The following is a 24,791-nucleotide window of genomic DNA, read 5'->3' as shown; positions in this document are numbered from 1 at the left end:
ATCGGCTAAGAACGAAGCGAATATTTCTTACGACCGCCGGTTGGTCATGCTTGGCGAATTGGAAACGGGATGACCTGATCGATTGATTCTGCACCCAAAGCCACCATCATCAATCGATCCAGCCCCAACGCACACCCGCTGCAAGCCGGCAATCCACTTTGCATTGCCTGCAGAAGTCGGCTATTGCTTGGAAGAAGCGGCTTGCCCAACCGCGATCTGGCCGCGTTGTTGGCTTGGTTTCTGGCAATCAGCACGTCGGCATTTTGCAGTTCATCGTAGCCGTTTGCCAATTCCATCCCGTCGACAAACAGCTCGAAGCGTGAAGCGACGCGTTGGTCTTCTTCCCCCAGCCGGGCAAGTGCGGCCTGGGAAGCAGGATAGCCGTAGAGGATCAATGGATGCTGGAGGCCCAGCTTCGGTTGGATCGCCTCGGAAAGCAACAGCTCTAACAAACCGTCGCGATCACTCTCGTCGAACGAAGCCGGCACGCCGATTTGCCGCTCTTGGCAAGCCAGCCGCAAATCTTCCAGCGAGACAGTCAAAGGATCGAGGTCGATATGCTGCTGAAAAAGAGCCTGGTAGGTGATTCGCTCCGCAGGTCCCCGTCCTAATGCCGCTTCCGCTAAATCTGAGAGCAATTGCATGCCAGCCTCTAATCCGTCGCCAACCCGGTACCACTCGACCAGAGTGAATTCAACGTTGTGCTGACTCCCTTCTTCTGCCAAACGAAATGCCTTGGTGATCTGAAAGATCGCCTCCGCACCAGCGGCAACTAGCCGCTTCATCGCAAACTCGGGCGAAGTCTGGAGATAGTACGTTTCCCCTGAAGTCGGTCTGGCTGGATCCCACCCAACTGATACCGGAACAGGATCAAGATGGGTATCGACGACGGTGTCTTGCGAAAGCAACGGCGTTTCGACCTCCCAGAAATCGCGTCCGAGAAAGAATTGGCGCACTGCCTGAGTGATTTGGCTACGGCGTTGGAGATTCTCAAGCGAAGCGGTTGGCCGCCAAGAAGGTTGATTCATCGCAAGCAATTTAGGTTGAGGTGACAACAAAAAAAGAGCACCTCACCATGGTGAGATGCTCTTCTGATTCTATTTGGAGGCAGAGCCGAAACTTAGTTAGGCCTCTGCTCGTGTTGCACGGGCTTCACGAAGACCACGGCTGAGAATGTCTCGTAGGAGAGGCGAGTAATCCTCATAACCAACCTTCGTCGGTGCACCGTCGGCGTATTGGAAGATGGCGTCGCGCGGCTTTTTGCCGAGCGAGATCAGCGTGGAGCTAACCGTTCCCCATTCCTTACCTTCGATTACCATGCCAGGACGACCTTGGGCAGCCGGCGGACGAGCGAACACTTTGCTGGAAACGGCCAGGAACTTCACGGCAGAGTCAAGCGTTTGCAGGGTCATCAGGCGATGAGCCAGCTGGACGCGTTCGTCACGTGGATCGTTAAGATCCATGCCACCGATCAGGTTCAAACCGTCTTCCAAACGCTGAGCATTGACGTCATCACCACCATGGACAACCCAACCGCTGTCGGCATCGGCCATGATGAAATTGACACCGTCATACTGCTCGGACATCAGCCCTTCCATAGCCACTTCGACGGCGGCCTGAGCAGAGCTGGCTCGGAGCAGTTCGCGACACAGCATGCCTCGCGAACGAGGAACAGGAGGTCGCTTCATTTTGCGACGATTGCAACACCCGACTACCAGACCGTGCTGATTGACACCCAGCCAGGTTCCCCCAGCTTGCTGATCAATGCCGCACAATGCACGGGGCTTACCCGACTGAATCGAGGGGGCCGAGGTGGGGCGATCGTAAAATTCTTCCCGGTTGGCCGCGACCAAAATCGGAGCCTCGGGAACGCTTCGGTATTGAATTGCCAATAGGCACATATTGCAAAAGAGCGGGGGTTCGAGGATGAGAAAATCAGTTGCCCTGGTCACGCCCCAAGGTTCATTTAATCCTCTTGAGTCTATTCTTTTTTCCCTATTCGGACACCCTTTAATGGGGGCCGAGTACCTAAATTTTTGTTAAAACAACTTTCTCGAAAGGGCATAACACGGCTCTCACTCGACTGCGGGCAATAAATAGCCGCTCTCACCACCTTTAGGGGAATCCGTCAACTGCATCGGATCGACGAATCTCGATCAAAAACATGTGGTATTCCCCGCAAAAAAGCTATCAAACCGACTTCATGCGGGCATCTTGTCAAATGAAGCGACGGCCGTACGCATATCAATTTGGGTAATTTGAGAAGTCGCAAGCGGTCTCAATCCGGCTCGTCCATCGGGCTTGATTATCCATTAGCAAACCGCACTAAAAGACGGGAGGACACAACCTAAAAGTAGTGCAACGGGCTGGCGCATCGATTATCATGCGGTTTGCGCATTTCGACCATCCGAATCCGGATCTCAAGCGGCGATCTCTGCCGAGTTGGGAGCCATAATCCACTGCACACCTGGATTTACGGTTTGGAAGTCGATATACCAGACTTACTCGCCGAATTAGACCAGCAAAGCTAACGCAGCACGCAGCAAAGAAGCTTTCGCCTGATCGGCAACCGGAACAGCAAATTTGGAGAGGTGAAATGTCCTCGGGGAAATTCTCCGCAGCGGTCGACTTAAGTGGTCCGGACCGACTGCAGATGTTTATTCGCAAGGTAAAAGAAAACCAGGAGCTTTGGGGGCTCTACGTCGATGGCTGGGCGGAAGAGGCCGACGCTGACGGCAAAAAGGGATTGGTTGTTTGGCCCGATGAGGCACATGCCCGCCTCTGCGCTACGGATAAGTGGGGACAACATTCCCCAAAGTCGATCAAGCTCTCCAGCTTTAAAGATCGCTGGGTAGATAAGCTCGTGCGGATGCGTTTGAAGGTTGCCGTCTTCCCGACTCCATTTGACGGTCCTGTTTTTGTCGAAGCGACCGTTCTTCGATCGGAACTCGGGTAAGCAGAATCACGTCGAATTCGTTGACTTGCGGTTTCCGACAACCGAAATAGACGTGAGAACTTGGGGGAAATCTGGTACATTGATCGGTTTTCCCGCACCGCTTCCTCGATGAAAAGACAGAATGGCGACGGCGCAACCTAATTCCTCTCCCCGCAGCGAAGGTACTTCCGCTCGTCCAGTTCCCTCTGGTCGTAGCCATCTTCGCTCGCTGCTTGGTTTTCAGATCTTGGGTACCGGCAGTTACGTGCCGGACAAGGTGGTCCCTAACGAGGACCTTTCTTCGTTGGGATGTGATCCCGAATGGATCATCCAGCGAACCGGGATTCGTGAACGGCGTCATGCCCCTGAGAACATTGCCACCAGCGACATGGCCTACGAAGCGGCTGTGGCAGCTCTCGAATCTGCTGGTGTCGATTCCCAAGAGATCGACCTGATTGTCGTTGGCACGTTCACGCCAGATTCGCTGACACCGTCGACTGCCTGTCGTCTTCAACAGCGTTTAGGGATCCGCGCCGCAGCAATGGATGTGAGCGCCGCTTGTGCTGGCTTTCTATATGCCATGATCACGGCCGCCCAGTTCATTAAGACGGGAACCAGCCGCCGTGCGTTGGTGGTCGGTGCAGATCTGCTATCCCGGATTGCCAACCCCAATGACAAGAAGACCTATCCCCTCTTCGGAGACGGAGCTGGTGCCGTGGTACTCGGACCAGGCAACGGCGAACAAGGGATGGTTTCCTACACACTGGGAAGTGAAGGGGAAGGCGCCGACATGCTGTGCGTCCCGGGCGGAGGCTCGAAAGAACCACTGACGCCGGAGAACCTCGCCGAAGGAAAACAGTATCTGCAAATGGATGGCCGCGGCGTTTTCAAATGGGCTGTGCGGGTCATCGAAGATTCGATCCGCGATGTGCTGGACGATGCCGATTTGGTTCCGGACGATATCTCGTTGGTACTGCTACATCAGGCCAACGTCCGTATCATTGACGCTGCGTGCGAGAACCTCGGTTTTCCGCGCGAGAAGATGATCGTTAACCTCGATCAGTATGGGAACACATCGGCCGGCAGCGTGCCGATTGTATTGGACGAAGCGGCCCGAAAGGGGCTCATCCAGCCGGGCGATCGGTTGTTAATGTGCGGATTTGGAGCCGGTCTCTCCTGGGGTACAACCGTCTTCCAGTGGTAAGCCAGGTCGATCAATGACTGGGACCGAGCGGACCTCTCCCGCTCGGACGAGCCTCCCCCCATCTTGGCATTTATGTCCTATCCTTACACGGGAAGTCTGGGGAGCACGATTCATGATCGCAGCCGCTTGCCCGAAACGACTTCACCTTTCGTCGACCACTACGAAGCGGTACGATTGGCTTCGAGTACCGCTGATCTGAACATATCCCGCAAGGAACCATCATGGCCAAGACTGCGAAGAATTCCATTAAGAAAGCTCTCTCCCGCGATCAAGTTGCCGTTGAAGACACGTGGGATTTGTCGAGCCTCTATCCTGATGCGGAAGCATGGGAAAAGGACTTCGCTAAATTAGCCAAGAAGGAAGCAGGCTTCGAAAAGTTTCGCGGCACACTGGCCCAAGGTGCGAAAGAACTGCTGGCTTGCTTAAAATTCGATACCGAGGTCGATCGACTCGGTGAACGACTCGGAGTCTATGCTTTTCTGAAGACGACCGAAGACCAGGCCAACGACGAAGCACAACGACGTATGGCACGCTTTCAATCGGTCGCCAGCAAACTTGCCGAAGCAGCCAGCTACATTGCTCCCGAGATTCAAGCAATCCCTGGCAAACGTCTCCAAGAGTTGATGGACGACAAAGTCCTCAAACCGTACCGGCTCGTGCTTGAACGAATGACGCGGTACAAGAAGTACACGCTGGGCAAGAAGGAAGAACGCATTATCGCCATGCAAGGCGAAATGGCTGGAGCTGCCTCCAAGGCTTTCCGCCAGCTTCTGGATGCCGACATGAAGTTTGGTACCTGCAAGAACGAAAAGGGAGAAGAGTCGGAGCTAACCAATTCGACCTTCATGGAATTCCTGCTCTCGCCGGAACGTAAGGTTCGCAAGAAGGCATTCGAGCAATACTACACCCAATTCCAAGCCCACGAAAACACACTGGCCGCTACACTTTCTGGTTCAATCCAAAAAGACGTTTACTACGCCAAAGTCCGCGGTTACGAGAGTGCGCGGCACCAAGCAATGTATGGCGACAACATCCCAGAGTCGGTTTACGACAACCTGATCGACTCGGTCCATAACCACTTGCCGGCCGTTCACCGCTACTTCGATCTGCGACGTCGCAAGATGAAGCTAAAGGATATCCACCACTATGATACGTATGTCCCGATCCTCAGCGATCTCAAGACCAAGCACACCTGGGACGAAGCAGTCGAAGTGATCATGAACGCCATGATCCCGCTAGGCAGCGAATACTGCGAAGTGCTGCAAAAGGGACTTTCGAGCGCTCGCTGGTGTGATCGATACCCCAATGCAGGTAAGCAGAGTGGTGCGTTCAGTTGCGGCAGCTTCGATGCCGAACCGTTCATCATGATGAACTACAAGCAAGACGTGCTGGACGATGTGTTCACACTCGCTCACGAGGCTGGCCACTCGATGCACAGCCATTACTCGGCCAAGACGCAGCCGTATCAGTACTACAACTACACGATCTTCGTGGCGGAAGTTGCGAGTACTTTCAACGAACAACTGCTGAGCCAACATCTGCAAGAGAATGCCGACACCGATTTGCAGCGTGCTTTCTTGATCAATCGCGATCTCGATGCGATGCGAGGGACGATCATTCGTCAAACAATGTTCGCCGAATTCGAGAAGATCACGCACGCGATGTGCGAAGCAGGCGAACCGCTCACGTCCAAGTCGCTTCAAGAAACGTACCAAAAGCTGCTTGAGCAGTACTTCGGTCCAGACTTCGCGATCGATCCACAGTTGTCGCTAGAGTGTTTGCGTATCCCACATTTCTATCGTGCGTTCTACGTCTACAAGTACGCCACCGGTATGTCGGCAGCGATCGCTCTGAGCATGCGTGTCCTTAACGGCGGCAAGCAGGAATTGGATGACTATCTCTCGTTCCTCAAGGGCGGCTGTTCGAAGTATCCGCTTGATCTGTTGCGAGATGCTGGGGTCGACATGGAAAGTCCGAAGCCGGTCGATATGGCCCTCAGCCACTTTGAAAGCTTGGTCGACCAGTTGGACGACCTGCTGTAATCCTCGCCACTGGACAAGCCCGAGCGAGACCACTGATTTCCCCTATGGGCACGGATAACAAATTATCCGTGCCCATCTGTGTTAACTACGGTCATCTTCTTTTATGATCGGTAAGTAGCTGCCAAATCGTTCGCACGCAGCATGGCAGATCCGTAGGCCGATTTGACTATTAACACTCAGTGAGCCATGAACTCCCAACCGATCGACCGCGAAAAGCTGATTGAGCTTGCTGGCGAAATCCGAAATGGCGTCGATATGAATTTTGAAGTCGACGCACTTATCATCGAATTCGAGTCGCATGTGCCCGAGTGTGATATTGCCACGCTATGCAGCTACGATTGGCCAACCGATACCATTGTCGATGTTTCGTTGGGCATGGCCGCTACGAAGCGGGCTTTGAATGAGGAGGAACTGCGGCAACTTATCACGGCTATGCTGGAAGGCCCCGCTGATACTGAAGCAGAAGAGATGTTGCGGGTAATGGCCTTCAATCACAATTGCCAGCATCCGGCCGAGACCGATCTAATTTTCTTTCCCCACGAAATCTTCGGCACACACGATCCAACCGTAGATCAAATCGTTCATGCCGCTGTGAACGGCAAAGTCTGACTGCGATGGACATGCACGACCTACTCGACCTGGAGGAGCGTCTGTTCCTGAACGTCGATCGCTTAGCAGGCCTCATTGGGCCACGCACACTGCAGCGTCCCACTTCGATCAACGCGGCCATAAGCTACATCCGCAGTCAATGGGAGCAATCTGACTACCAGGTTATAGAAGAAACTTACGATGCCATGGGAGACACGGCGACGAACCTTATCGCCGAGACTCCCGGAAGCCGGCGACCACATGAGGTTATCCTGCTCGGCGCGCACTACGACACCGTCCCCGAGACACCTGGCGCGGACGACAACGCCTCGGCAGTGGCGGTCTTGCTAGAGGTCGCTCGTCTTCTGAAGGACCACATCGGCAAACGAACGGTTCGCTACGTAGCGTTTGCCTGTGAAGAACCACCGTACTACCACGTTGAGTTGATGGGGAGCCAGCACCACGCCCGTGAAGCCAGGCTACGGGATGAAAAAATCGTCGGGATGTTATGCCTAGAGATGGTGGGCTACTTTCGTGATGACGACGGATCGCAATTGGTGCCTGATAAAATCCCCAAGTGGATACGCGGTGTGTTCCCCAAACGCGGCAATTTTTTAGCGGCCGTCGGTAATTTGCGTTCCTGGCAGCTGGTATATCACTTTCGCCGAGGATTCAAACGCGGCACGAAGATGCCACTCTTCTCGATTGCTTTGCCGGAAGTGATTCGCGAGATTCGCATGAGCGATAACAGTTCCTTCTGGGACCAAGGTTATCCAGCACTCATGCTGACCGACACTAGCTTCCTCCGAAATCCTCATTATCACCAACCGACCGATACGCCTGACACGTTGAACTATGGTACGATGGCCCAAGTCACGCTGGGTGTCGCCTCGGCGATGAAACGTCTTTTGAAATAACCACACGTCGCGAAGCCTTCCTATGAAAATCACACGCATTGCCGCTTATCAAGTCGACCTCCCGCTAGTGGAAGGCAACTACGCCTGGAGCGAAGGAAAGTCGGTCACGACGTTCGATAGCACGGTGGTACGTGTCGAGACCGATAGTGGCATCGTAGGACATGGCGAAGTGTGCCCTCTTGGTCCGGTTTACTTACCGGCGTATGCCAATGGTGTGCGAACCGGGTTAGCGGAAATCGGTCCGCAACTTATCGGACAAGATCCCACGCGACTTGCGCCGCTTAACCGCCGTATGGATTACCTTTTGAAGGGACATCCATACGTTAAATCGGGGATCGATATCGCGTGCTGGGATATCCTTGGTCAAGTCGCTGCCTTGCCAGTCTGCGAACTACTGGGAGGCCGCTTTGGCGAAGACCACGTGCTGTATCGGGCGATTTCGCAAGAGTCGCCAGAGCAAATGGCCGCCAAGGTCGCTGGCTATCGTGCCGAAGGATATCGCCGTTTCCAATTGAAAGTTGGCGGCCAGGCAGCCGACGACATCGCCCGGATTCGGGCCGTTGCTGAAGTACTTGAGCCAGGTGACAAGCTGATTGCCGACGCCAACACCGGTTGGCTTCCGCACGATGCCTTGCGAGTAGTCAACGCCGTTCGCGATGTCGATGTCTACATCGAACAGCCGTGTGCGACTTATGAAGAGTGCAGCGTCATTCGTGCGAAGACCTCACTCCCCTTCGTGCTGGACGAAGTGATCGACGGTCACGACATGCTGGTCCGCTGCATCGCCGATCGAGCAGCCGACGCCGTGAACATCAAGATCAGCAAGTTTGGCGGGCTGACCAAGGCTAAGCTGGCTCGCGACTTGGCAGTTTCCCAAGGGCTCGTTGTCACGATCGAGGATAGTTGGGGTGGCGACATTGTTACGGCAGCGATCTCGCATTTGGCCCACAGCACGCCAACGGAGCACTTGTTCACGTCGACCGACTTTAATAGCTACGTCACGACCAGCATTGCGGAAGGTGCCCCCAAACGGGTTGACGGGCGCATGAAAGCCTCGGATCAACCTGGTTTAGGAATTCAGCCACGGATGGACATACTTGGTAAGCCTGTTGTGGACATTTCGTAGCTCATGTCCACGAGCAGCCGAATGGTCGGCAAGGTTCTCCTCGTAATGGAATTTGGCACGATTCGTGCAGATGTTTGAACTCGAATAGTTACCTGTGGGGAGGGTATCAACCGTCGTCCCTGACATTCGAGGAGAAGAACCATGTTCCGCACATTACTGATAGCCGCCGTGATCGCTGCTGGCTTTGTTTTCACAGCAACGCCCAATGCTGACGCACGATGGGGCCGCCGATATTACCGGGCTAATGCCGTAAACTATCGCTATGCCCGCCCGCCGCGTGTTTCTGTTTATGGCTCGCCGTACTACCGAAGTTATTACGCACCAACCCATTACGGGTATCGAGGATACGGCCCGAACTACTATGGCGGTTACGGATACCCAGGCTACTACGGCGCCTATGGATATGGTCCTGGGGTTAGCTTCGGCTTTGGGTTCTAAGCGGAATCAATCGAGCGAATAGCAGTGAAGCCGGTGCGAACAACGCTCAGTTAGCATCGGCTTTTGCTTTGCGCGGACTGGCCGTTAGCACTAAATGTCCACTTTCAGTCTTCGCTGCTCTCAGGGGAAACCAATTGATTTGCTCGCTGTGTTCCCTCGCAGCGAGATAATTAGTTAATTGGGTCTAGACAACCGAGTGGGGGAGGAAGGGTCGAACAGCATTCGCGAATTCCATAGGAGATTAAGATGATTCGTTCACTTGCATTTCTGGCAGTACTCACAATTGGGTTAGCGTTCGCATCGAGTGCCGAAGCAGGCTGGGGCTGCGGAGTAGGATACGGCGGCTATGGTGGCGGTTACGGCTACACGCCGTACAACGCTTATCCAACCCGAGCAACATATTACCGGGGATACTATAACCGCCCGGTAAACGTTTCGCCGTTCTACAACAGTTACCCGCCATTGTACTACGGCGGCTATCGTGGCTATGGCGTCGGGGGCGCAATGGGTTACGGCCGATATGGCTATGGGCCCGTTTATGGAGTAGGATTTTAGAGCTTGGTGAAATCCAAGCTCGAGCCCCCTTTGCTCGAACTCGCACCATCATGCACAAAATCGCACCAGGGTCACCGACCCTGGTGCGTTTTGTTTTCTTGTCCCAAAAGGTGTTACGGCAATTTGTGCGTAACGCGGGCGGTGGAAATGTTGCCCCCTTGGTCAACCACTTTCACTTCCAGGCGAACGCTGTTCTCCTTCTCATCTTTGCGAAGCTCCAGCTCAAGCTCTTTCTCCGCGGCTTGTCCATCCATGTCATCGCCGTCGACGACACTGCCGCGCACATCATCGAAGAAGAGCACGGCCCTTAACCCCTTGTCATCGGTAGCTTTCACTTTGGCTTTGAAAACGTTCCGTTGATCGGTGTTGCTGAGTGAAAGCTCGAACTTGGGAGACTCTCGGTCTGTTAAATCGACCTCTGGATTGAGCAGCCGCGACTGGGCAAGAATCCGAGCGTTCGCATCGGAGAAACGAGCTCGCTGCTCGACAGGCGTGTTCTCATCCAAGTTCACGCTCATCTTACGAAATCCATTTCCCATGATGTAATGTCGATCATCACGCTGATCATGCGGTAATCCCAATGCGTGCCCCACTTCATGGATCACGGCCCCCATGCCGTCTTCAATGAACTCGAATCGCGGCGAGTTCTTTCGGCCATATCCTAATGCGGTGCGTCCTTCAATCGGCGTGCGATCGCGAAATAGCTTCTTTTGATCATCGATGTTGGTCGCACAGAACATGTCTTGCAGTACCCAAGCCGAGAAATTTGCGGTGCCACCGTCGGCCGAACGCCAGCCACCGAGGGCGATACCGCCTGGCCATTCAAATTGATTGGGGCCTGAGTCGTACGTTTCCAAAAAGGTCACTACCAAGTGCGTGTGCTCGTTTCCGATGCTCTTAGGAATTTCGGGACGCAACTGTCGCAATTGGAAATAAGGATCGTAGTTCGGCGCGCCGTTGTAGTACTGAGCTTTGTTCTTCCCATGCAACAAATGGACGATCGGCACACCTTCGTCGTCCGTTTCGAACACGAGTCCACGATCGGGCAAGCCACGACGACGGAATTCATACTTATAGGTTTCGTTGACGAAGTGCATCAACGTATTGATCTTCTCACGAAAGTTGGCCGTAGGCTCACGATCGGTCGGTACAAAGTAGATCAATCGCACTTTGTGATCGACAGGTGAAACCTGGGCATAGTCTGGCAAGTCTTCCGACTTAACCCACTCCCCTTTACGCCAACGGACGTATGGTTTGCCTTGCATGGACAGCTCAGCATAATCGGCGTGGAGATTCACCTTAATGTTTCGTCGACGATCGATCAGTTCGACCTGTTGGTCTTTGCGTTCAAGTTCCTCGAAGCGAAACTCTTTGCCGCTTGGTTCCACTTCCAACCACCGCTGATCACCCAAGTCGACGAAGTAGCTGGGGACTTCGTCGTTCTTTTTCCAGGCCGCCATTTCATTGTCTTCGACACTAGCAGCAGCCAGGCCTACCAGAAGCAGCGGAGAGGTAGCCAAGAGACAATGAAACCAGCGGCGCGCCGTTGTTTGGCAAGCAAAGCGAGAAAACATGCGTGCGGTTATCCAAGCAGTTGAAGGTGGGATTCTTAGTGCAGCAACGTCAGACGACGCTGCGCGATTTCAAACAATTCTAATCAAAGAATCCCAAGTTAACAGCTTCGGGTTACCCGCGTTTTGCCGAAGTTACCCACAAAAAGGGAGTCCCCGCTTCGTCGACCTTGAGCTCTAGGGTCAGCATCGCTTGATAAAGAACATGATCTAAGATTTTCTTGTAGAAGGTTTTGTCCTTCGGAAAGCGGACGTCGACGTTTAGATTGAGGTTGTCTTTCTCGATTTTGTAATGATCGCGATACAACGGCGTTTTCAGCCGGGGTAGAATCGCCGCGAGTACTTCCTCAAGCGGTTTTCGGTTGATTTCGACATCAATGAACTGAAAAAGTACCGGACAGGTTTGACCGGCGTTCTCCTGCGGCTGATGACCGATCGGCCACGCATCGTCTTGCCCGCCTAGCGGAAATACATGCAACCGGACCGCGCCCCCTACCTCACGCTTGGGAACCATCACCATGCTGTGCGGGCGGAGGAGGATCGCCATTGCGGTTCCACAGCTCAATCCTTTCACATCGTCCATCGCCGCAAGATTCTGCGCCCGGGCGATGATCGATGGGGAGGCTCGAAACTCAAGTCCTGTCGTTTCGCGGATACGACCAAGAACATCGGCGAGCGGTTCTCCCTTCGTATCGAAATCAATCTTCTTGGCGAGTTTCGATCTTAAGTCCTCCCGTTCTGGGGCGGTCATACCATCTTTGCCCGGTGCACGCTTCAGCTCTTCTTCCCCCCCGACCTTGATGCGATTGAACCAGGCCGGTAAATCACCGATATTTCGCTTGGTAAACCGCTTGCCGTCCGGCATATGCAAGGTTTCGTTCGTCGAGAGGATTGCTTTCACTTTGAACGACTTCGTCCGTCCGGATCCGAGTTCTTCGATCTCGACTTTTTCGCCGTCGTGTCCGCCCCGCACCTGAACGCTATCGGCCCCCTTATCTTGCAGCAGCTTGCTCCAGGCCTGAAGTGCGGTGATCGAGATCCCCTTTTCCGTGATCACCTCAAGCGTGACGCGATGTTCGGCGCTCGCCAAGCCGAAAAAAGCGACAGCCAGCAAAAGGGACAGCGACGTTCGGATTGCGCGCATTACTTCAAACTCCTATGAATGGATCCTCGCTTCAATATAGCATCCTATTCGCGGCAGCCCCCCGGATTGGCAAAATCACTACCCTTGGAAATCCTTTACTGGTCAGGTCTGTCTGGTTGCATCCTGCCACGGCAAGCGACAAAATACCGATTCAGTAGGTTCCCCGAACTTTTGCATAGACATTCCATCGACGCGTTTTTCACCGAGTAAGGAGCACAGCATGGCTCGACCTGTCACGATGTTCACCGGCCAATGGGCGGACATGAAACTGGACGATATGGCCAAAACCATGAAAGGGTTTGGTTTCGACGGTCTTGAATTGGCCTGCTGGGGCGATCACTTCGAGGTCGACCGGGCTGTCACCGAAGACGACTATTGCGATAAAAAACGCGAACAGCTCGACAAGTACGACCTCGGTTGCTGGTCGATTAGCACGCATCTGTGCGGCCAGGCTGTATGCGATATCATCGACGAGCGTCACAAAGCAATCTTGCCTGAATCGGTTTGGGGCGATGGCGATCCGGCTGGCGTCAACGATCGTGCCGCCGAAGCCGTGAAGAATGCTGCCCGCGCCGCCCAGAAGTTTGGCGTGCCGGTCGTCAACGGCTTTACCGGTTCCAGCATCTGGCATCTTCTGTACAGCTTCCCACCGGTTCCACCAAAGATGATCGACGATGGCTTCAAGCTGTTCGCCGATCGCTGGAACCCGATCATGGACGTATTCGGCGAGTGCGGCATCAAGTTCGGTCTGGAAGTTCATCCGACTGAAATCGCCTTTGACATTTACAGCGCCGAAAAGGCCCTGGATGCAATCGGTCACCGCGAAGAGTTCGGCTTCAACTTCGACCCAAGCCACCTGCTTTGGCAAGGAATCGACCCGGTCGAATTCATTCGTTACTTCCCAGACCGCATCTATCACGTCCACATCAAGGACGCAATCACCACACTCAACGGTCGTACTGGGATCCTCGGTAGCCACATCGACTTCGGCGATCATCGCCGCGGTTGGAACTTCCGCAGCCCTGGCCATGGCGGCGTGAACTTCGAGGAAATCATCCGCGCCTTGAACGACATCCAGTACACCGGCCCCTTAAGCATCGAGTGGGAAGACAGCGGCATGGACCGCCTGCATGGGGCCGAAGAGTCTTGCGAATTCGTCCGCAGCATCGACTTCGCCCCGAGCGACGTGGCGTTCGACTCGGCATTTGATAAAGAGAAGCAGTAAATGGACAACGCTGCTTGAGAGTGAATTGAAAAGAGCCGGGCCCATTTGAGGTCCGGCTCTTTTTTTGTGTGGGAGTTGTTAAGCTTGTAGTTGACGATGTTGTAAATCCCAAAAGATGCTCAGGACGATTCGTCCTTAGCTCCTAACGTCCAAATGAATCAAGGTTGGGGTGAGTGCCAAGTCCACCAACGACGGACTTGCCGAATGGATACGGTTGAAGAGCGAAGGTCATTATTGATAACGCTGCGTTGAGCTGGACTATCTGCAATTTGTGTCGAAAGTTAGTTGCTGCTGGAATCGTCCGCCGGATCGATGTAATTTGTTGGCGTCATTGGTACAGCGTGTGACAAAATAAGTGTGTCCGAGTGATTCTTTGCGTATGGATAGTAATTAGCGCCTTGCCGTCAAGGGTCAATCGTTTGTTGTGTTTAGAAGTCTAGTTATCCGAATGAAGCGAAGTCGATCTGGGTCTAACGCATGCCTAAACGCTTTTCACTTGGCGAGTTATTCATTCTGACTGCTGGCGTTGCTCTCTGGATCGGATGGTTTCGCATACCAGCTGTAGAGTTAGCCGGGTGCATTCAAGATAGGCCTACAGAGGCAGTACAGCATATTGACGAATACCGCATCCACGGAGAGAAGGACTATAGGCGCTGGTTCCGACGCACAATCTCGGATTCGGTAGCTGCGTCTTTTCCTGGATACTCTTACAACGTAATGGACGAGCGATCGGACCTACTGGTGATCCCGATTTCGCGATGCGCAGTAAGCTCTCAACCGCCAGCAAGTTTTCAAGCCCGCAACCGGCTCAATGGCTCTGTCGTGTTTATTCGGCATGAATATGTTGAGGCGTCTACCGCCGCACAGACCCTAGTTATTCCATCAAATGCCATCGTGATTCGTGGAGCTTTTGCTTCTCCAGTCATTGCCGACGTTTCAGTCATTGCATTGCCGATCATTCTCATCTTGATTCTCAGGCGGAATCGACATCAAAGGATTGTGACGGAAGAAAGCGGATAACAAAGCGATGAACACCGAGCCGCGGATCGCGCGGTTTCCCAAATCAAAGCTGGATGGCCGCGTCCTAGGCACGCATCGGACAAACCACAATTTTTTCAAGCAATGATGCATGAGGAGGGCATGACATTGGTCACTTGTTATTTCAGAACATGACGTTTCGACCTGGGAGGTGCATGAAGTTCGAGGACTCAGATCATTGCAAGGATTGGTCCTGCGGGATTGTTGATCCTCGCAGTCGTATTCGGCAGCGTCATCACTTGCACGAATCTACCCTGTCGAAGGCAATCTCCGCAGTGGTTCTTCGTTCGCAACCCATCTGATCGAATCGGGCTATGACATCCGCACAGTACAGGAATTCCCTGGTTACAGTGATGTTATGACGGCGATGATTTATACTCATGTTTTGAAACAGGAAGGCCGTGGCGTCCGCAGCCCGGCTGACTGCGACAGCCTGGATTCCGAATAAACACTAGTTACCCGAATGAATGATGGTTGACTCCGCACTTAATCCGTTTCGTCGCTTCGTCGCAGACAACAACATTTGGTTCGCGGGGCGGCTTCCTGAAACGCAAGCTTCGATCTCCGCAGCTGAGGAATCGCTCGGCGTGCAACTCCCAAGTGACATTACTTGGCTACTCACAACCTACGGATATTGGCACGCAACCGGTATTTGCTCACTCACCGACACTGTGACAGACACGCTGACTGCTCGCGATTCGCTCGGTCTTCCGCACAACTTCGTGGTTCTTTATGACCACCACGACGGCGGTGTGGTGCTACTTGACACGACAGTTATCCCTGACACCAACACACATTCCGTTTACATCACTGGTTGGGAATTCGTGCCTGACGATATTGCAGGGGACATCGTATTCCCTTCATTTTTTGACTACGTCAAATATGTGCTCGACAATGAACGTGATTTAATTGACGCGGCTGATATTGCATGCTCCGATCGCGACGGATAAGAACGCGGGTAACGATCGGATGCACGGCGAGCCGCGGAGTGGTGGTTTTTGGAGTGGTGAATCGTTCGCCGCAGCCGTGTGATCCGTAACGTTATGTCCTTTCTACGAACAACAATCGTCCTACTCATCGGCACTTCGTTTTGCGGATGTGATGCGACAACGCCCGCAACAAGTCCTGCGGCGGCACCGACAGCAACGGTACGGAAGATGCAATTCACCGTCGAAGAGGTGTTCTATATCCAGCCGCCTGTCGATCGTGTAATCTTGGTGGGGACGATAACCGATGGTACTGTGCGCGTAGGAGATAAGCTCGTGGTACATACATCTGCAGGGCCAGTCGATGTCGACGTTGACAATATCGAATCGATCCAACAAGGTGATCTAAAACAAGCCTCAAAAGGCCAGCAGGTTGGATTGACGCTGACTGGGATTCGAAGTGATCAGCCGTCAAAAGGTGATCGCGTCACTCCACGCGGCGGGGCATAACTTAGACGTTGTCTTGCCCGATACTTGGCTGATCGTTGTGAGGACCGCCTTTCAAGATGCGTAAGGAGGGCGTGATCTTTGTAGTTCAATTGTCCCGCTTGCTATCGAGAAACACACCGTCCGTTTCTCAATCATGCGGGAAAAGTCCCGAAGAAGGTAACTTCTGTTGACCAAAGCCTGTAATGGCAACCCAAGCTGAACCATGTATAAAGCAATACTCGCGCTGAACTTGATCGCTGTCGTTCTCTTCGCCGGCTTCCTAGCTTAGACTTTTTTCGCGCGACGGCATCTGAAGTATATTGCCCGCGATATAGTCACAGATAAGACGCTCGACGACTCCACGCCTATCATGGAAGTGGCCGAAGCTGGGCTAGAGATACCGCTGAGAAAGACCGATTGATGCGAACATCAACTCGAGCCATCAAAAGTCCGTGACCACTTCACCTCCCTTGTAACTCAATAAGGCACAGAAGACCTTGTGATCGAGCGTCTCGGAGAGGAAGACTCCGTGGCCGTCCATGAAAGCGAAGAGGCATCCGCCGGGGTGGTAGCTGTGAAACTCTTGGCCGTAGTCGCACTTCATGGTGCCGACTTCTCCGAATGCGGTCGTGCATGATTGCCAGACGGCATCTCGCCAAGGCTCTTTGTCGCCGATTCTTGCGTTGACCGGTGCACTTTGATCGAACAGATTCTTATGCCCAGCCCACAAGCCATGCTGCGCGTTGGGTGCTTCGCCAGCCCAAATCGTATTCGATGTTCCATCGGTAATGTTTCGCATGGCAATGTTCGGCCGTCCGGCCAGACTCACTTGAACCGGGCCACGCGGACCAGAATCGGAGTTTCCGTAGTTGTTTTGGCATGCCCCGGTGGCCGACTCCGGCTTACAGCGGAGACTACGTTCTCCGTTGTTTCCACCATAGTCGCTGCGGCCATAAAGGATTGTTGAAGTGGGAATATCCCCGTTTGGCTTTAGCTGATCACCGCTGGGGTTCGACGGGCACACAAAGACCGACAGTTTGGTCTGCGAGATCTGCTGATTCGGGGCCTGGGTATACCAGAAGCTTGAATCGAACTGATCGTACAACGCGTTCTGCTCGACGTACGGAAGCAGCGCCGTCCCCCAGCTGACCTGACGATACTTGATCGCGTTGGGAAGGTTCTCCATGGCGGAGCTAAACAAACCTCCGCCGTACCCACCCATCGGCAAAGCACGATAAGTGTCGTTGTAAAGATGCGTGGCCAGGCTAATCTGCTTGAGGTTGTTCTGGCACTGCATCCTCCGAGCAGCCTCACGAGCTTGCTGGACGGCCGGCAGAAGAATGGCGATCAAACCTCCAATGATCGCGATCACCACCAGCAGTTCAACCAGCGTGAAACCAAGTCGCGGTCGCTGGAACAACGGTAACGACATCAACTCATCCTCGCGAGGCAACTCAGTAAACAGTCATTCTCGCCCAACCATTTCGTGGCGAGAAACCGATAACAGTTCCCATCCTTTAACGATCGCCGTTCGCGATTCGCTTTCGACGACTCAAGCGAAACAGACCGGTTGCAGCTGCGAAACTTCCAACCAACATCAGCGTGGACGGCTCTGGAACGGTGGTGATCGTTAGGTTGTCCATTGCAAAATAAACTGGCGTATTGATCCCGTAGATACTGGAATCACTCGACTCGAATGAGAAAGCGATCGAACGAGCAGCTCCTAGCGAGGAAAGATCGACATTCAGCCAATCACTAAGGATATAGTCCTGACTATTGTCGGCAAACGTGAAGTCCGCAAGCGCGACCGTCTGCGACCCGATCTCGCTACCAGTTCCATCGAACCCATCGAAACCAGTGAACACGACGTTGAAGTAATCAGGGTCGTTTCCGCTAGTCCCACCAAACGCCTTCGAGAATCCGTCACCATCCCGCATCGAAAGACCAGCATACGTCGCATTCGTGATATCCATCGACTTCAGCGATGCATTGCCAGGCAAATTGATGGTACCACTGCCAAAACCAACCGCATATTTTCCACCAGCGATCGCTCCGCCAGCTCCATCTGATCCACCTCCAGCGAACGATGCATATTGATTGGAGTAACCCGGCGTGGTGGCATCGGCAACGTTCGACCAACTCCATCCGCTCCAACTGCCGTAGTCAGCGTTGAAGGTGTTACTAAATTCAACACCGCCGCTGGTCCAAACTTGGGCGTATTCGGTTCCCCCGTATAGCCCCGGTCCACTACCGAGCGTGGTGTAGCTATCACGAAAAGGAGCCCCATCACTCACATCGCCGTTGTAATAACCACCACCGGCGACCGGCAACGACTCGAAGTCGATGACCATGGCAGCTTGAGCATGAGAAACGAGAAACAACAACATCAAGGTTGCGATGATTCGCATGACAATCACTTTCGCGCGCACGCCGAGCGTCACCTTGCCGCCAGTCCTTAAAACCAGGACCAAACGAAGGCGTATCAACAATCGATTACAGTGCGACTACTACGGGAAGACGTTAAAAGAAAGAAACCAACCGCACACCACAAACATCAACCAAAGGTGGATACGTGGCGATCAACGGCAACGATTGCCCCAATCCAGGAGGGCACCACATCGTCAAATTCGAGGTAGGTCTTCTGACTCACTGCCTTAGCACTTGCTCACAGCCTTCTCATCCGTGGTACCTGAATGATTCAGGCGGACAATGGCTCAATCCAAAGAAAGGAGCAACACTTGCGATCGGTTCAAAATCGCGGGCAGCACACAGCGGCCGGACCGTCCCGGAATAGTCTTCGTTAAGAAAGACGCACCGGAGTTCCCTGTTCACCTTGCTGCACAGCAGCAAAGATCACCTCGAACACCAGACAGACTATCGCATTTCCCCTAATTGTCAATGCGACCGACATCTTCGTTTCGCCTCCAAGCCCACGAAGTGACCAACGACTAGAAAACACGCTTCTGGAGGAACGGGCAATTTTCTAGAAGCGTCCAGCGATACGAGAAAGTATCATGAAAGTACCTACCAACTCTCGGCGTCTAATCCGCCGCTTCTCCCCAGATGCCATCCTAGAAGCCATGTCCATTTCTCGCGAATAACGGATGTCTTGAAACAAGGACCGATCCCATGCCAAAGCTACGATCTGCCGTCCCCCTTCTCTTGTTGATATTGTTCGTCGAACAATCTCCGTTAGCCGAAGCGGCGACGCTGCGTGTTCCGGAGGATCACAAGACGATCCAAGCAGCAATCAATGCCGCCGCTTCAGGCGATACCGTTCTGGTCGGTCCAGGGACCTATCGCGAGCGAATCCAACTTAAGGACAAAATTACCCTTCGTAGCGCCGGAGATGACACGCAGGGCAAACTTGGCCTGATGCGAGCCGAACAAACGATTATCGATGGAACTGATGGTAATGAAGACTCCCCTGGCATCGCGATGGCGGAAGATGCAACCCTCGACGGGTTTTCGGTCACCGGAATCGGCAGCTATGACGAAGACGCCTGGAACCAGCACCATGCATCGCAAGGTGAAGAACAATCGGAGGAGCATATCGGCAAACCAGGCATCGCAGGGATCAGCGTCATCGGTATCGCGGATTGCCGAGTTATCAACAACATCGTCCACCATGTTGGATACACCGGCATTGTCATTATCGGAGCAGAGGGCAAACGAGTCTCTCCAAAGATCCTTCGAAACGTTACCTATCGGAACATGGGTGGCGGGATAGGGGTGATGACGTACTCGTCGCCGACCGTCGAAGCGAATACCTGCTTCGAGAATTTCTACGCAGGCATCGGACACGCAAATCACGCCAGTCCGATGGTCATCAATAATTCGTGCTACGGCAACATCCGCGCCGGAATTGGAATCAGTGAAGGATCGAGCCCGGTCGTCCGTGGTAACAAGTGTTACGAAAACCGCCGCGCAGGAATCGGTATTCGCACAGGTAAGGATACCGGCCCCTTGGTCGAACACAACGAATGTTACGACAACCACATGGCCGGCATCGGTGTCCGTGAGGATGCCACCCCCACGCTGCGTCTCAATCGCTGCTATCGCAACCGGGAAGCAGGAATCGGCTGTCGAACCGGAGCATCGCCCGTGATTGAACGGAACGATTGCTTTCAGAATGAGATGTCAGGAATTGGAGCGCAGCAGGACGCTCGACCAATCATCGTTGGCAATCATTGCTTCGAGAATCAAGAATCAGGCATTGGCATTCGCGACAAGGCCAAGGCGATCGTGATCCGGAATCGCTGCACGGATAACAAGACAGTTGCGATCGGCGTTCAGAATGAATCCCAAGTACAAATCATCGACAATCAACTCAGTCGAACCGGCGGCATGCCACCTATGATTGCAATTCAAGGCAGTTCGCGTGCCTCAATTTCCAATAACATCATCACAGGCGGTGGCGTCGCTGGCGTCCTGGTTCAAGGCACAGCAACGATTTCAGGAAACCATTTTCACGGTAATGGGCCGCGTAAAGGCCCTGGACCACCGAACTTCGCCGTTTGGGTCCACGAAGGCTCAAGCGTCGATTTCATCGACAATCAGATCGAAGGCTGGCGACACGCCCTGTTCGCCTCGAAGGCGGAACAGATTCGGGCGATCCACAATACGACTCGACGATTTATGGAAACGGCGATCGTGATCCATGACTCAACTCAACCAGCAAATGCCTTTGACAACATCGCCCTATCTGACGGAAAGAAAGATGAATCAGTCCGCGTTACCGGCCAGCAAGCCGTTGTCACGAATAACATCCTTCGGCCAGAAAAAGATACGAAGGACGCACTACCTGAATGAGCTTACTTGGATGCCGGGCGTTGAACTTTGGGCTCGCTCTCAGCAAGCATGGCTCGCAGCTTCGCCAAATTCTCACCCCATACGGTATGCTTCTTTCCGAGTCGCTTCCTCGGTTCTGGATCGCCGCTATTAGGATCGTACAGGGCAGCTGCCAATTCAACATATCCCATAATAGCACCGCCAATCGCGACACCACAAATCGTAACAAGCCAATTGTTGGGGATACTCAACGCCAGCGGAATGAAAGAAAGCACGGTCACGGCCATACCGACGCCGAAGATACGGTCATGATAGGCCTCTTCCTTCAAAATGGCGGCCATTTCCTCCTGATACATCCCGCAACACGGACAAGGAGTTGGCAGCACCACGTTTTCGCTCTTCTTGGCCAGATTACGCTGTGCATGCGCATACGCCTCCTGCGTGGCTTCTTCATTGTCCATGAAAATCACTTTGCTCACCTCACCGATCGCTTCCAACTGTAGCAAGTAAGCAAATTCTTCCTGACAACTCGAGCAAGTGACAAACTTCCAAACCGCACCTTCCGCCGCGACGACGAGTCTTTCGGTGACGGGAATGGGAATTGGAATGACCATGAGACCTCGTATCAGATGACGATGCGAATCGAGCCAAACTTTAACATCGAGAGAATGGAATCGTCACGTTCATATTCTTGCCATTTAGATAATACAACAAAGCCAACAATCGGAAGATAATCTTGCGAATAATTCCTACAATCTTTCACCAAGAACAATCTCCGCTCTCGGAACGCAAACAAACTAGTCACCCGCTAGAATAGAGTAAAACCGTTTGCAGTTGTTCTTAAAGTCGCTGCGATTCATCGAAGGGGAAGCAATGGCGAAGGTCTTGTTGACAGGATTTGAAGCCTATGGAAACACGCCGTACAATCCGGCTGAATCAGTAGCCCGACATCTTGATGGTAAGTTGGTGGCGAATGTAGAAATCGTATCGCGAATCGTACCGAACAGCTTCTTTCAATGTATCGAGTACGTTGTCAACGCGATTGCCGAAGTCCAACCGGCCATTGTCGTTATGCTAGGCGAGTATGGCGGGCGAGCGACGATTACCGTCGAACGCATTGCCCAGAATCTAAACGACTCGACGCGTTATGGGCTGGTCGATAACGCAAAACGTGCGTTGCAAGGAGATCTGACGGTCCCCAACGGTCCGGTCGCCTACTACAGCACACTTCCCATTCGGGCAATGGTAAGGTCGATGCGTGATGCAGGCATTCCCGCCGACATTTCAGATGCCGCTGGGACCTTCTGCTGCAATCACTTAATGTATGGAATCTTGCATCACGCATCGATCAACAAGCTGCCTCTGCGAGTCGGCTGGATTCACCTACCGCACCTTCCCCGAGTTGCTGCTTTGCCAGAGAACCTCGGATCGCCGAGCATGTCCGTGGAAACGTCGGCCACAGGCGTCGAGGTGGGCATTCGCGCAGCAATCGAGCATGAGCAAGACATCAACACGCCCATTTCGTCTCGCCTGCAGATCTAGCCAGTACGAATCAAGAGGCATCGCTTCGCTGCCGTTGTTCCTTCCATTTCGATAAAGAGATGCATCGGGAATGGCAGAAAGAAATCGCACAGCAAGAGGTTTTGTGTCGACCCGGCGTGCACTATAACTAGCTCACGAATATCAGCTAACTTTGAAAACACACGTGTTACCTGATCTACATTGTCGTAGTAAACGTTGAACCACAGAGCTCGAAAGAGGCGAGGTGTCATTCGCATGAATTATTGGGGTTTGCTCGGACTTCCGATTGGCTTGTTTTTTGTCTGCGCAGGTTGTCTCGATTGGGAATGGTTCTTTTCACGAGGCCGACAAAAGCTGGCAGTCCAGTTTTTTGGAAGACAAAACGCACGAATGCTCTACGCCTTTCTTGGTGTGATGGTCATCGTATTTGGGGTATTGGCATTACTTAATCTACCGCCGTTCCAACCGAAGTAGCATTTCAGCGACCGGCAATTCCATTCACTTCACGAGACGGGACTGTCAACGAATACCCAGAGCGTTAAAACGAAACGCCTTAACGCTTCAATTGCATGGGTTGAATTATGGAATACGACGCCGCCAAAGCCGAGCTAATCCGTCACGCTGGTATCACCGACGATTTCTACGACTCCGGCTTTCTCGGGTGTCTGCGTCCCTATAACGGCATTAAAGCCTGCAACTTCCATTCGGTTATCGAAGCCCTTCTTTCGGTCGGCGAATCGATTGCTAGACCCAAGTTAATCGAACGAGAACTTGTCGAAGCGGTCTTCGTCATCACGGTTAAAGCTCGCAACTGGGCAATCACAGATGGCAGTATGCTGGTCCGTAACCAGTTGATCTCCAACGAGGATCGCGAGCAGATGCGTGCTTGGATCGAAATCATTGAGTTCATCATGCTGGACTTATTGCAGGGCCAATCATCGCACGATTGCATCGATCGATATTGCGAATATGTTGCTGAATTTGGCTGGGGTGAGAACGACGCTTTCTTTATCCCACTTCTCGCGGCAGCGATCGAAACGGAAGACGTGGGTGATCGCTTACAAGGGCTTTGTGCGGCCGTGGCCAAGCTTGGACCAAAAGGTGCTATCATTTTGAGTTCGCTCCGACGAGCCCGGCAACGAGAGTGGAAATGGTATGAACCACACGATCGCTGCACTGCGGAGATGCGTCACTTCATCGATCAGGCCGTCGCGGCCGTTGGTGGCAAGTCGATTTAAAGCGACGTACCGCATTGGCGAGCCGAAATCCATTTCCTTGCCAGGATGTTTGATTCGCGGTACCGTGAACTTACTCTCCAACTAGCGAAGAAATCATGGCTGAGCCGGCATTACTTCTAACAATTTGCTTTACCTCGAATGGCAAGGCGGGTGAATCATGGTGAACGACAACGACCTGCCGCCTCTTCAAAATCAATTTGCGAGGCAAGCCAACATCAATTCAGTCGAACGTCCAGCGTGCAAGTGCATGCGTTTGCCTCAGAAGAATGAACGCTGGCAAGAGCTAACAATTCATCAAGAGGTTCAAGATGAAACATCGCCTGGGTGGATTCGCCTATTGGAATTGGTCGACGAGGCAGCAGCAGATGGGCGTGAGGTTTTTGAACCACTGACGAACATGCCACCTGAGCATTCAATCCAGATCGTGACGCTTCCTCCCTCAATTTCGAAGCTCAAACAGGTCAAACGTTTGGTGCTTTACGGAAGCAGTTTGGTACGCATTCCACCCGAAATTGGTGACATGACGTCGCTCAAAGACTTCAGTCCCTACACCTCGTATCGCTTACATTGGTTTCCTTACGAAATTCGTCGTTGCAAAAATCTGCGAAGCAGCGTCGTTAGTACGCGGGCCATCTACGGCAACTACAAGTTTCGTCCTCCCTTCCCTGCCTTGCCGCAACATTCGACGCTGCTTCGACCGAAAACATGCAGTATGTGCGATCGTGAATTCTCCGAAGCACCTTTGCAGCGATGGACCTCACGCCGCATGGGCTCTGACATTGTTCCCTTGTTAATCCATGCATGCTCGGACGAATGCCTGGACAGCATCAAGGATGCTCCTGATGGGTACGTGAAACGACCGCACCGCGGCGGACCTGGCCTCCAACAACCACCCCCACTACGCTAGCTAAGACGGCGGCAACCGAACGTGTGTTTTTCGCACAAACGCTACAAACCGGCCTATGCAAGTGGTCGGCTAAGCGACGTAGCCCGAATTGGCTTCGTAATCGCCGGGGAATTATTCCCCTGAGAGACTAGAATAG

At 53.2% G+C, this 24,791-nt stretch carries 24 protein-coding genes, 1 pseudogene and 1 riboswitch; of the genes and pseudogenes, 18 read left to right on the top strand and 7 right to left on the bottom strand.

The window, feature by feature from the left end; genetic code table 11:
- Positions 1-44: 44 nt before the first annotated feature.
- The gene (gene epmA, locus C5Y83_RS20920; RefSeq protein WP_105331678.1) at positions 45-1,028 is read right to left on the bottom strand and encodes an EF-P lysine aminoacylase EpmA; all 984 of its coding nucleotides are present in this window, start codon (positions 1,026-1,028) and stop codon (positions 45-47) included.
- Positions 1,029-1,124: 96 nt separating this feature from the next.
- Complete coding sequence (locus C5Y83_RS20915; protein WP_105331677.1) at positions 1,125-1,901, bottom strand: NRDE family protein; 777 nt, start codon at positions 1,899-1,901, stop codon at positions 1,125-1,127.
- Between the two features lie 695 nt (positions 1,902-2,596).
- On the opposite strand from C5Y83_RS20915, the gene C5Y83_RS20910 reads away from it, so the two are divergent.
- The 8 genes from C5Y83_RS20910 (at position 2,597) to C5Y83_RS20875 (ending at position 9,805) form a co-directional block, all read left to right on the top strand.
- Positions 2,597-2,956: a DUF2750 domain-containing protein gene (locus C5Y83_RS20910; RefSeq protein ID WP_105331676.1), complete on the top strand. Its 360-nt coding sequence runs from the start codon at positions 2,597-2,599 to the stop codon at positions 2,954-2,956.
- Positions 2,957-3,077: 121 nt separating this feature from the next.
- On the top strand, positions 3,078-4,139 hold the full coding sequence (locus C5Y83_RS20905) for a beta-ketoacyl-ACP synthase III (RefSeq protein WP_105331675.1): 1,062 nt from the start codon (positions 3,078-3,080) through the stop codon (positions 4,137-4,139).
- Between the two features lie 221 nt (positions 4,140-4,360).
- Positions 4,361-6,181 (top strand): oligoendopeptidase F, encoded by a 1,821-nt coding sequence (pepF, locus tag C5Y83_RS20900; protein ID WP_105331674.1) that lies wholly within the window; start codon positions 4,361-4,363, stop codon positions 6,179-6,181.
- Positions 6,182-6,367: 186 nt separating this feature from the next.
- Positions 6,368-6,790 carry a bacteriocin immunity protein gene (locus C5Y83_RS20895; protein WP_105331673.1) on the top strand — a complete coding sequence of 141 codons (423 nt, stop codon included), beginning with the start codon at positions 6,368-6,370 and terminating at the stop codon, positions 6,788-6,790.
- A gap of 11 nt (positions 6,791-6,801) precedes the next feature.
- Positions 6,802-7,686 (top strand): M28 family metallopeptidase, encoded by an 885-nt coding sequence (locus tag C5Y83_RS20890; RefSeq protein WP_105331943.1) that lies wholly within the window; start codon positions 6,802-6,804, stop codon positions 7,684-7,686.
- A gap of 22 nt (positions 7,687-7,708) precedes the next feature.
- The gene (locus C5Y83_RS20885; protein WP_105331672.1) at positions 7,709-8,812 is read left to right on the top strand and encodes a cis-3-hydroxy-L-proline dehydratase; all 1,104 of its coding nucleotides are present in this window, start codon (positions 7,709-7,711) and stop codon (positions 8,810-8,812) included.
- Positions 8,813-8,953: 141 nt separating this feature from the next.
- Positions 8,954-9,250 (top strand): hypothetical protein, encoded by a 297-nt coding sequence (locus C5Y83_RS20880; protein ID WP_105331671.1) that lies wholly within the window; start codon positions 8,954-8,956, stop codon positions 9,248-9,250.
- Positions 9,251-9,496: 246 nt separating this feature from the next.
- A complete protein-coding gene (locus C5Y83_RS20875) occupies positions 9,497-9,805 on the top strand; it encodes a hypothetical protein (RefSeq protein WP_105331670.1) in 309 nt (102 codons plus the stop codon).
- Positions 9,806-9,918: 113 nt separating this feature from the next.
- Here the strand turns inward: C5Y83_RS20875 and C5Y83_RS20870 are convergent, their stop codons facing one another.
- Positions 9,919-11,379, bottom strand: a complete 1,461-nt coding sequence (locus C5Y83_RS20870; protein WP_105331669.1) for a hypothetical protein — start codon at positions 11,377-11,379, stop codon at positions 9,919-9,921.
- A 112-nt stretch (positions 11,380-11,491) separates the two neighbouring features.
- On the bottom strand, positions 11,492-12,520 hold the full coding sequence (locus C5Y83_RS20865; RefSeq protein WP_105331668.1) for a hypothetical protein: 1,029 nt from the start codon (positions 12,518-12,520) through the stop codon (positions 11,492-11,494).
- Positions 12,521-12,740: 220 nt separating this feature from the next.
- Between C5Y83_RS20865 and C5Y83_RS20860 the strand changes: the two genes are divergently transcribed.
- From C5Y83_RS20860 to C5Y83_RS20840, 5 genes and pseudogenes are all read left to right on the top strand, one after another.
- Positions 12,741-13,745, top strand: coding sequence for a sugar phosphate isomerase/epimerase family protein (locus C5Y83_RS20860; RefSeq protein ID WP_105331667.1), 1,005 nt, complete (start codon positions 12,741-12,743; stop codon positions 13,743-13,745).
- A gap of 477 nt (positions 13,746-14,222) precedes the next feature.
- A complete protein-coding gene (locus tag C5Y83_RS20855) occupies positions 14,223-14,765 on the top strand; it encodes a hypothetical protein (RefSeq protein WP_105331666.1) in 543 nt (180 codons plus the stop codon).
- A gap of 298 nt (positions 14,766-15,063) precedes the next feature.
- A pseudogene (locus C5Y83_RS29625) lies at positions 15,064-15,231 on the top strand (tyrosine-type recombinase/integrase); the annotation flags it as partial.
- Between the two features lie 19 nt (positions 15,232-15,250).
- A complete protein-coding gene (locus C5Y83_RS20845; RefSeq protein WP_105331665.1) occupies positions 15,251-15,733 on the top strand; it encodes an SMI1/KNR4 family protein in 483 nt (160 codons plus the stop codon).
- Positions 15,734-15,940: 207 nt separating this feature from the next.
- On the top strand, positions 15,941-16,219 hold the full coding sequence (locus C5Y83_RS20840; protein WP_105331664.1) for a hypothetical protein: 279 nt from the start codon (positions 15,941-15,943) through the stop codon (positions 16,217-16,219).
- A gap of 421 nt (positions 16,220-16,640) precedes the next feature.
- Here C5Y83_RS20840 and C5Y83_RS20835 read toward each other — a convergent pair whose 3' ends face one another.
- Positions 16,641-17,630: a DUF1559 domain-containing protein gene (locus tag C5Y83_RS20835; protein WP_105331663.1), complete on the bottom strand. Its 990-nt coding sequence runs from the start codon at positions 17,628-17,630 to the stop codon at positions 16,641-16,643.
- A gap of 85 nt (positions 17,631-17,715) precedes the next feature.
- On the bottom strand, positions 17,716-18,606 hold the full coding sequence (locus tag C5Y83_RS20830; protein WP_105331662.1) for a DUF4465 domain-containing protein: 891 nt from the start codon (positions 18,604-18,606) through the stop codon (positions 17,716-17,718).
- Positions 18,607-18,811: 205 nt separating this feature from the next.
- A riboswitch (cobalamin riboswitch) is annotated at positions 18,812-19,074 on the bottom strand.
- A gap of 253 nt (positions 19,075-19,327) precedes the next feature.
- On the opposite strand from C5Y83_RS20830, the gene C5Y83_RS20825 reads away from it, so the two are divergent.
- Complete coding sequence (locus C5Y83_RS20825; RefSeq protein WP_105331661.1) at positions 19,328-21,010, top strand: right-handed parallel beta-helix repeat-containing protein; 1,683 nt, start codon at positions 19,328-19,330, stop codon at positions 21,008-21,010.
- A 2-nt stretch (positions 21,011-21,012) separates the two neighbouring features.
- Here the strand turns inward: C5Y83_RS20825 and C5Y83_RS20820 are convergent, their stop codons facing one another.
- The gene (locus C5Y83_RS20820; protein ID WP_105331660.1) at positions 21,013-21,603 is read right to left on the bottom strand and encodes a hypothetical protein; all 591 of its coding nucleotides are present in this window, start codon (positions 21,601-21,603) and stop codon (positions 21,013-21,015) included.
- Positions 21,604-21,817: 214 nt separating this feature from the next.
- Between C5Y83_RS20820 and pcp the strand changes: the two genes are divergently transcribed.
- The 4 genes from pcp to C5Y83_RS20795 all read left to right on the top strand — a co-directional run bounded on the left by pcp (position 21,818) and on the right by C5Y83_RS20795 (position 24,655).
- A complete protein-coding gene (gene pcp / locus C5Y83_RS20815; RefSeq protein ID WP_199195081.1) occupies positions 21,818-22,531 on the top strand; it encodes a pyroglutamyl-peptidase I in 714 nt (237 codons plus the stop codon).
- Positions 22,532-22,765: 234 nt separating this feature from the next.
- Positions 22,766-22,984, top strand: coding sequence for an immunity 17 family protein (locus tag C5Y83_RS30180; protein WP_105331658.1), 219 nt, complete (start codon positions 22,766-22,768; stop codon positions 22,982-22,984).
- Positions 22,985-23,091: 107 nt separating this feature from the next.
- Positions 23,092-23,748 carry a hypothetical protein gene (locus tag C5Y83_RS20800; RefSeq protein ID WP_105331657.1) on the top strand — a complete coding sequence of 219 codons (657 nt, stop codon included), beginning with the start codon at positions 23,092-23,094 and terminating at the stop codon, positions 23,746-23,748.
- Between the two features lie 247 nt (positions 23,749-23,995).
- Complete coding sequence (locus C5Y83_RS20795) at positions 23,996-24,655, top strand: hypothetical protein (RefSeq protein ID WP_105331941.1); 660 nt, start codon at positions 23,996-23,998, stop codon at positions 24,653-24,655.
- The last annotated feature ends 136 nt before the right edge of the window (positions 24,656-24,791 follow it).

Origin of the sequence: Blastopirellula marina (assembly GCF_002967765.1) — a bacterium.
Classification (GTDB): Bacteria; Planctomycetota; Planctomycetia; order Pirellulales; family Pirellulaceae; genus Bremerella; species Bremerella marina_A.
This window is presented reverse-complemented; position numbering and strand designations above follow the sequence as displayed.

Coding starts and splice junctions, on each gene's coding strand:
- epmA (WP_105331678.1), bottom strand. CDS start 1,028: ATGAATCAACCTTCTTGGCGGCCAACCGCTTCGCTTGAGAATCTCCAA.
- C5Y83_RS20915 (WP_105331677.1), bottom strand. CDS start 1,901: ATGTGCCTATTGGCAATTCAATACCGAAGCGTTCCCGAGGCTCCGATT.
- C5Y83_RS20910 (WP_105331676.1), top strand. CDS start 2,597: ATGTCCTCGGGGAAATTCTCCGCAGCGGTCGACTTAAGTGGTCCGGAC.
- C5Y83_RS20905 (WP_105331675.1), top strand. CDS start 3,078: ATGGCGACGGCGCAACCTAATTCCTCTCCCCGCAGCGAAGGTACTTCC.
- pepF (WP_105331674.1), top strand. CDS start 4,361: ATGGCCAAGACTGCGAAGAATTCCATTAAGAAAGCTCTCTCCCGCGAT.
- C5Y83_RS20895 (WP_105331673.1), top strand. CDS start 6,368: ATGAACTCCCAACCGATCGACCGCGAAAAGCTGATTGAGCTTGCTGGC.
- C5Y83_RS20890 (WP_105331943.1), top strand. CDS start 6,802: ATGCACGACCTACTCGACCTGGAGGAGCGTCTGTTCCTGAACGTCGAT.
- C5Y83_RS20885 (WP_105331672.1), top strand. CDS start 7,709: ATGAAAATCACACGCATTGCCGCTTATCAAGTCGACCTCCCGCTAGTG.
- C5Y83_RS20880 (WP_105331671.1), top strand. CDS start 8,954: ATGTTCCGCACATTACTGATAGCCGCCGTGATCGCTGCTGGCTTTGTT.
- C5Y83_RS20875 (WP_105331670.1), top strand. CDS start 9,497: ATGATTCGTTCACTTGCATTTCTGGCAGTACTCACAATTGGGTTAGCG.
- C5Y83_RS20870 (WP_105331669.1), bottom strand. CDS start 11,379: ATGTTTTCTCGCTTTGCTTGCCAAACAACGGCGCGCCGCTGGTTTCAT.
- C5Y83_RS20865 (WP_105331668.1), bottom strand. CDS start 12,520: ATGCGCGCAATCCGAACGTCGCTGTCCCTTTTGCTGGCTGTCGCTTTT.
- C5Y83_RS20860 (WP_105331667.1), top strand. CDS start 12,741: ATGGCTCGACCTGTCACGATGTTCACCGGCCAATGGGCGGACATGAAA.
- C5Y83_RS20855 (WP_105331666.1), top strand. CDS start 14,223: ATGCCTAAACGCTTTTCACTTGGCGAGTTATTCATTCTGACTGCTGGC.
- C5Y83_RS20845 (WP_105331665.1), top strand. CDS start 15,251: ATGATGGTTGACTCCGCACTTAATCCGTTTCGTCGCTTCGTCGCAGAC.
- C5Y83_RS20840 (WP_105331664.1), top strand. CDS start 15,941: ATGCAATTCACCGTCGAAGAGGTGTTCTATATCCAGCCGCCTGTCGAT.
- C5Y83_RS20835 (WP_105331663.1), bottom strand. CDS start 17,630: ATGTCGTTACCGTTGTTCCAGCGACCGCGACTTGGTTTCACGCTGGTT.
- C5Y83_RS20830 (WP_105331662.1), bottom strand. CDS start 18,606: ATGCGAATCATCGCAACCTTGATGTTGTTGTTTCTCGTTTCTCATGCT.
- C5Y83_RS20825 (WP_105331661.1), top strand. CDS start 19,328: ATGCCAAAGCTACGATCTGCCGTCCCCCTTCTCTTGTTGATATTGTTC.
- C5Y83_RS20820 (WP_105331660.1), bottom strand. CDS start 21,603: ATGGTCATTCCAATTCCCATTCCCGTCACCGAAAGACTCGTCGTCGCG.
- C5Y83_RS30180 (WP_105331658.1), top strand. CDS start 22,766: ATGAATTATTGGGGTTTGCTCGGACTTCCGATTGGCTTGTTTTTTGTC.
- C5Y83_RS20800 (WP_105331657.1), top strand. CDS start 23,092: ATGGAATACGACGCCGCCAAAGCCGAGCTAATCCGTCACGCTGGTATC.
- C5Y83_RS20795 (WP_105331941.1), top strand. CDS start 23,996: ATGCGTTTGCCTCAGAAGAATGAACGCTGGCAAGAGCTAACAATTCAT.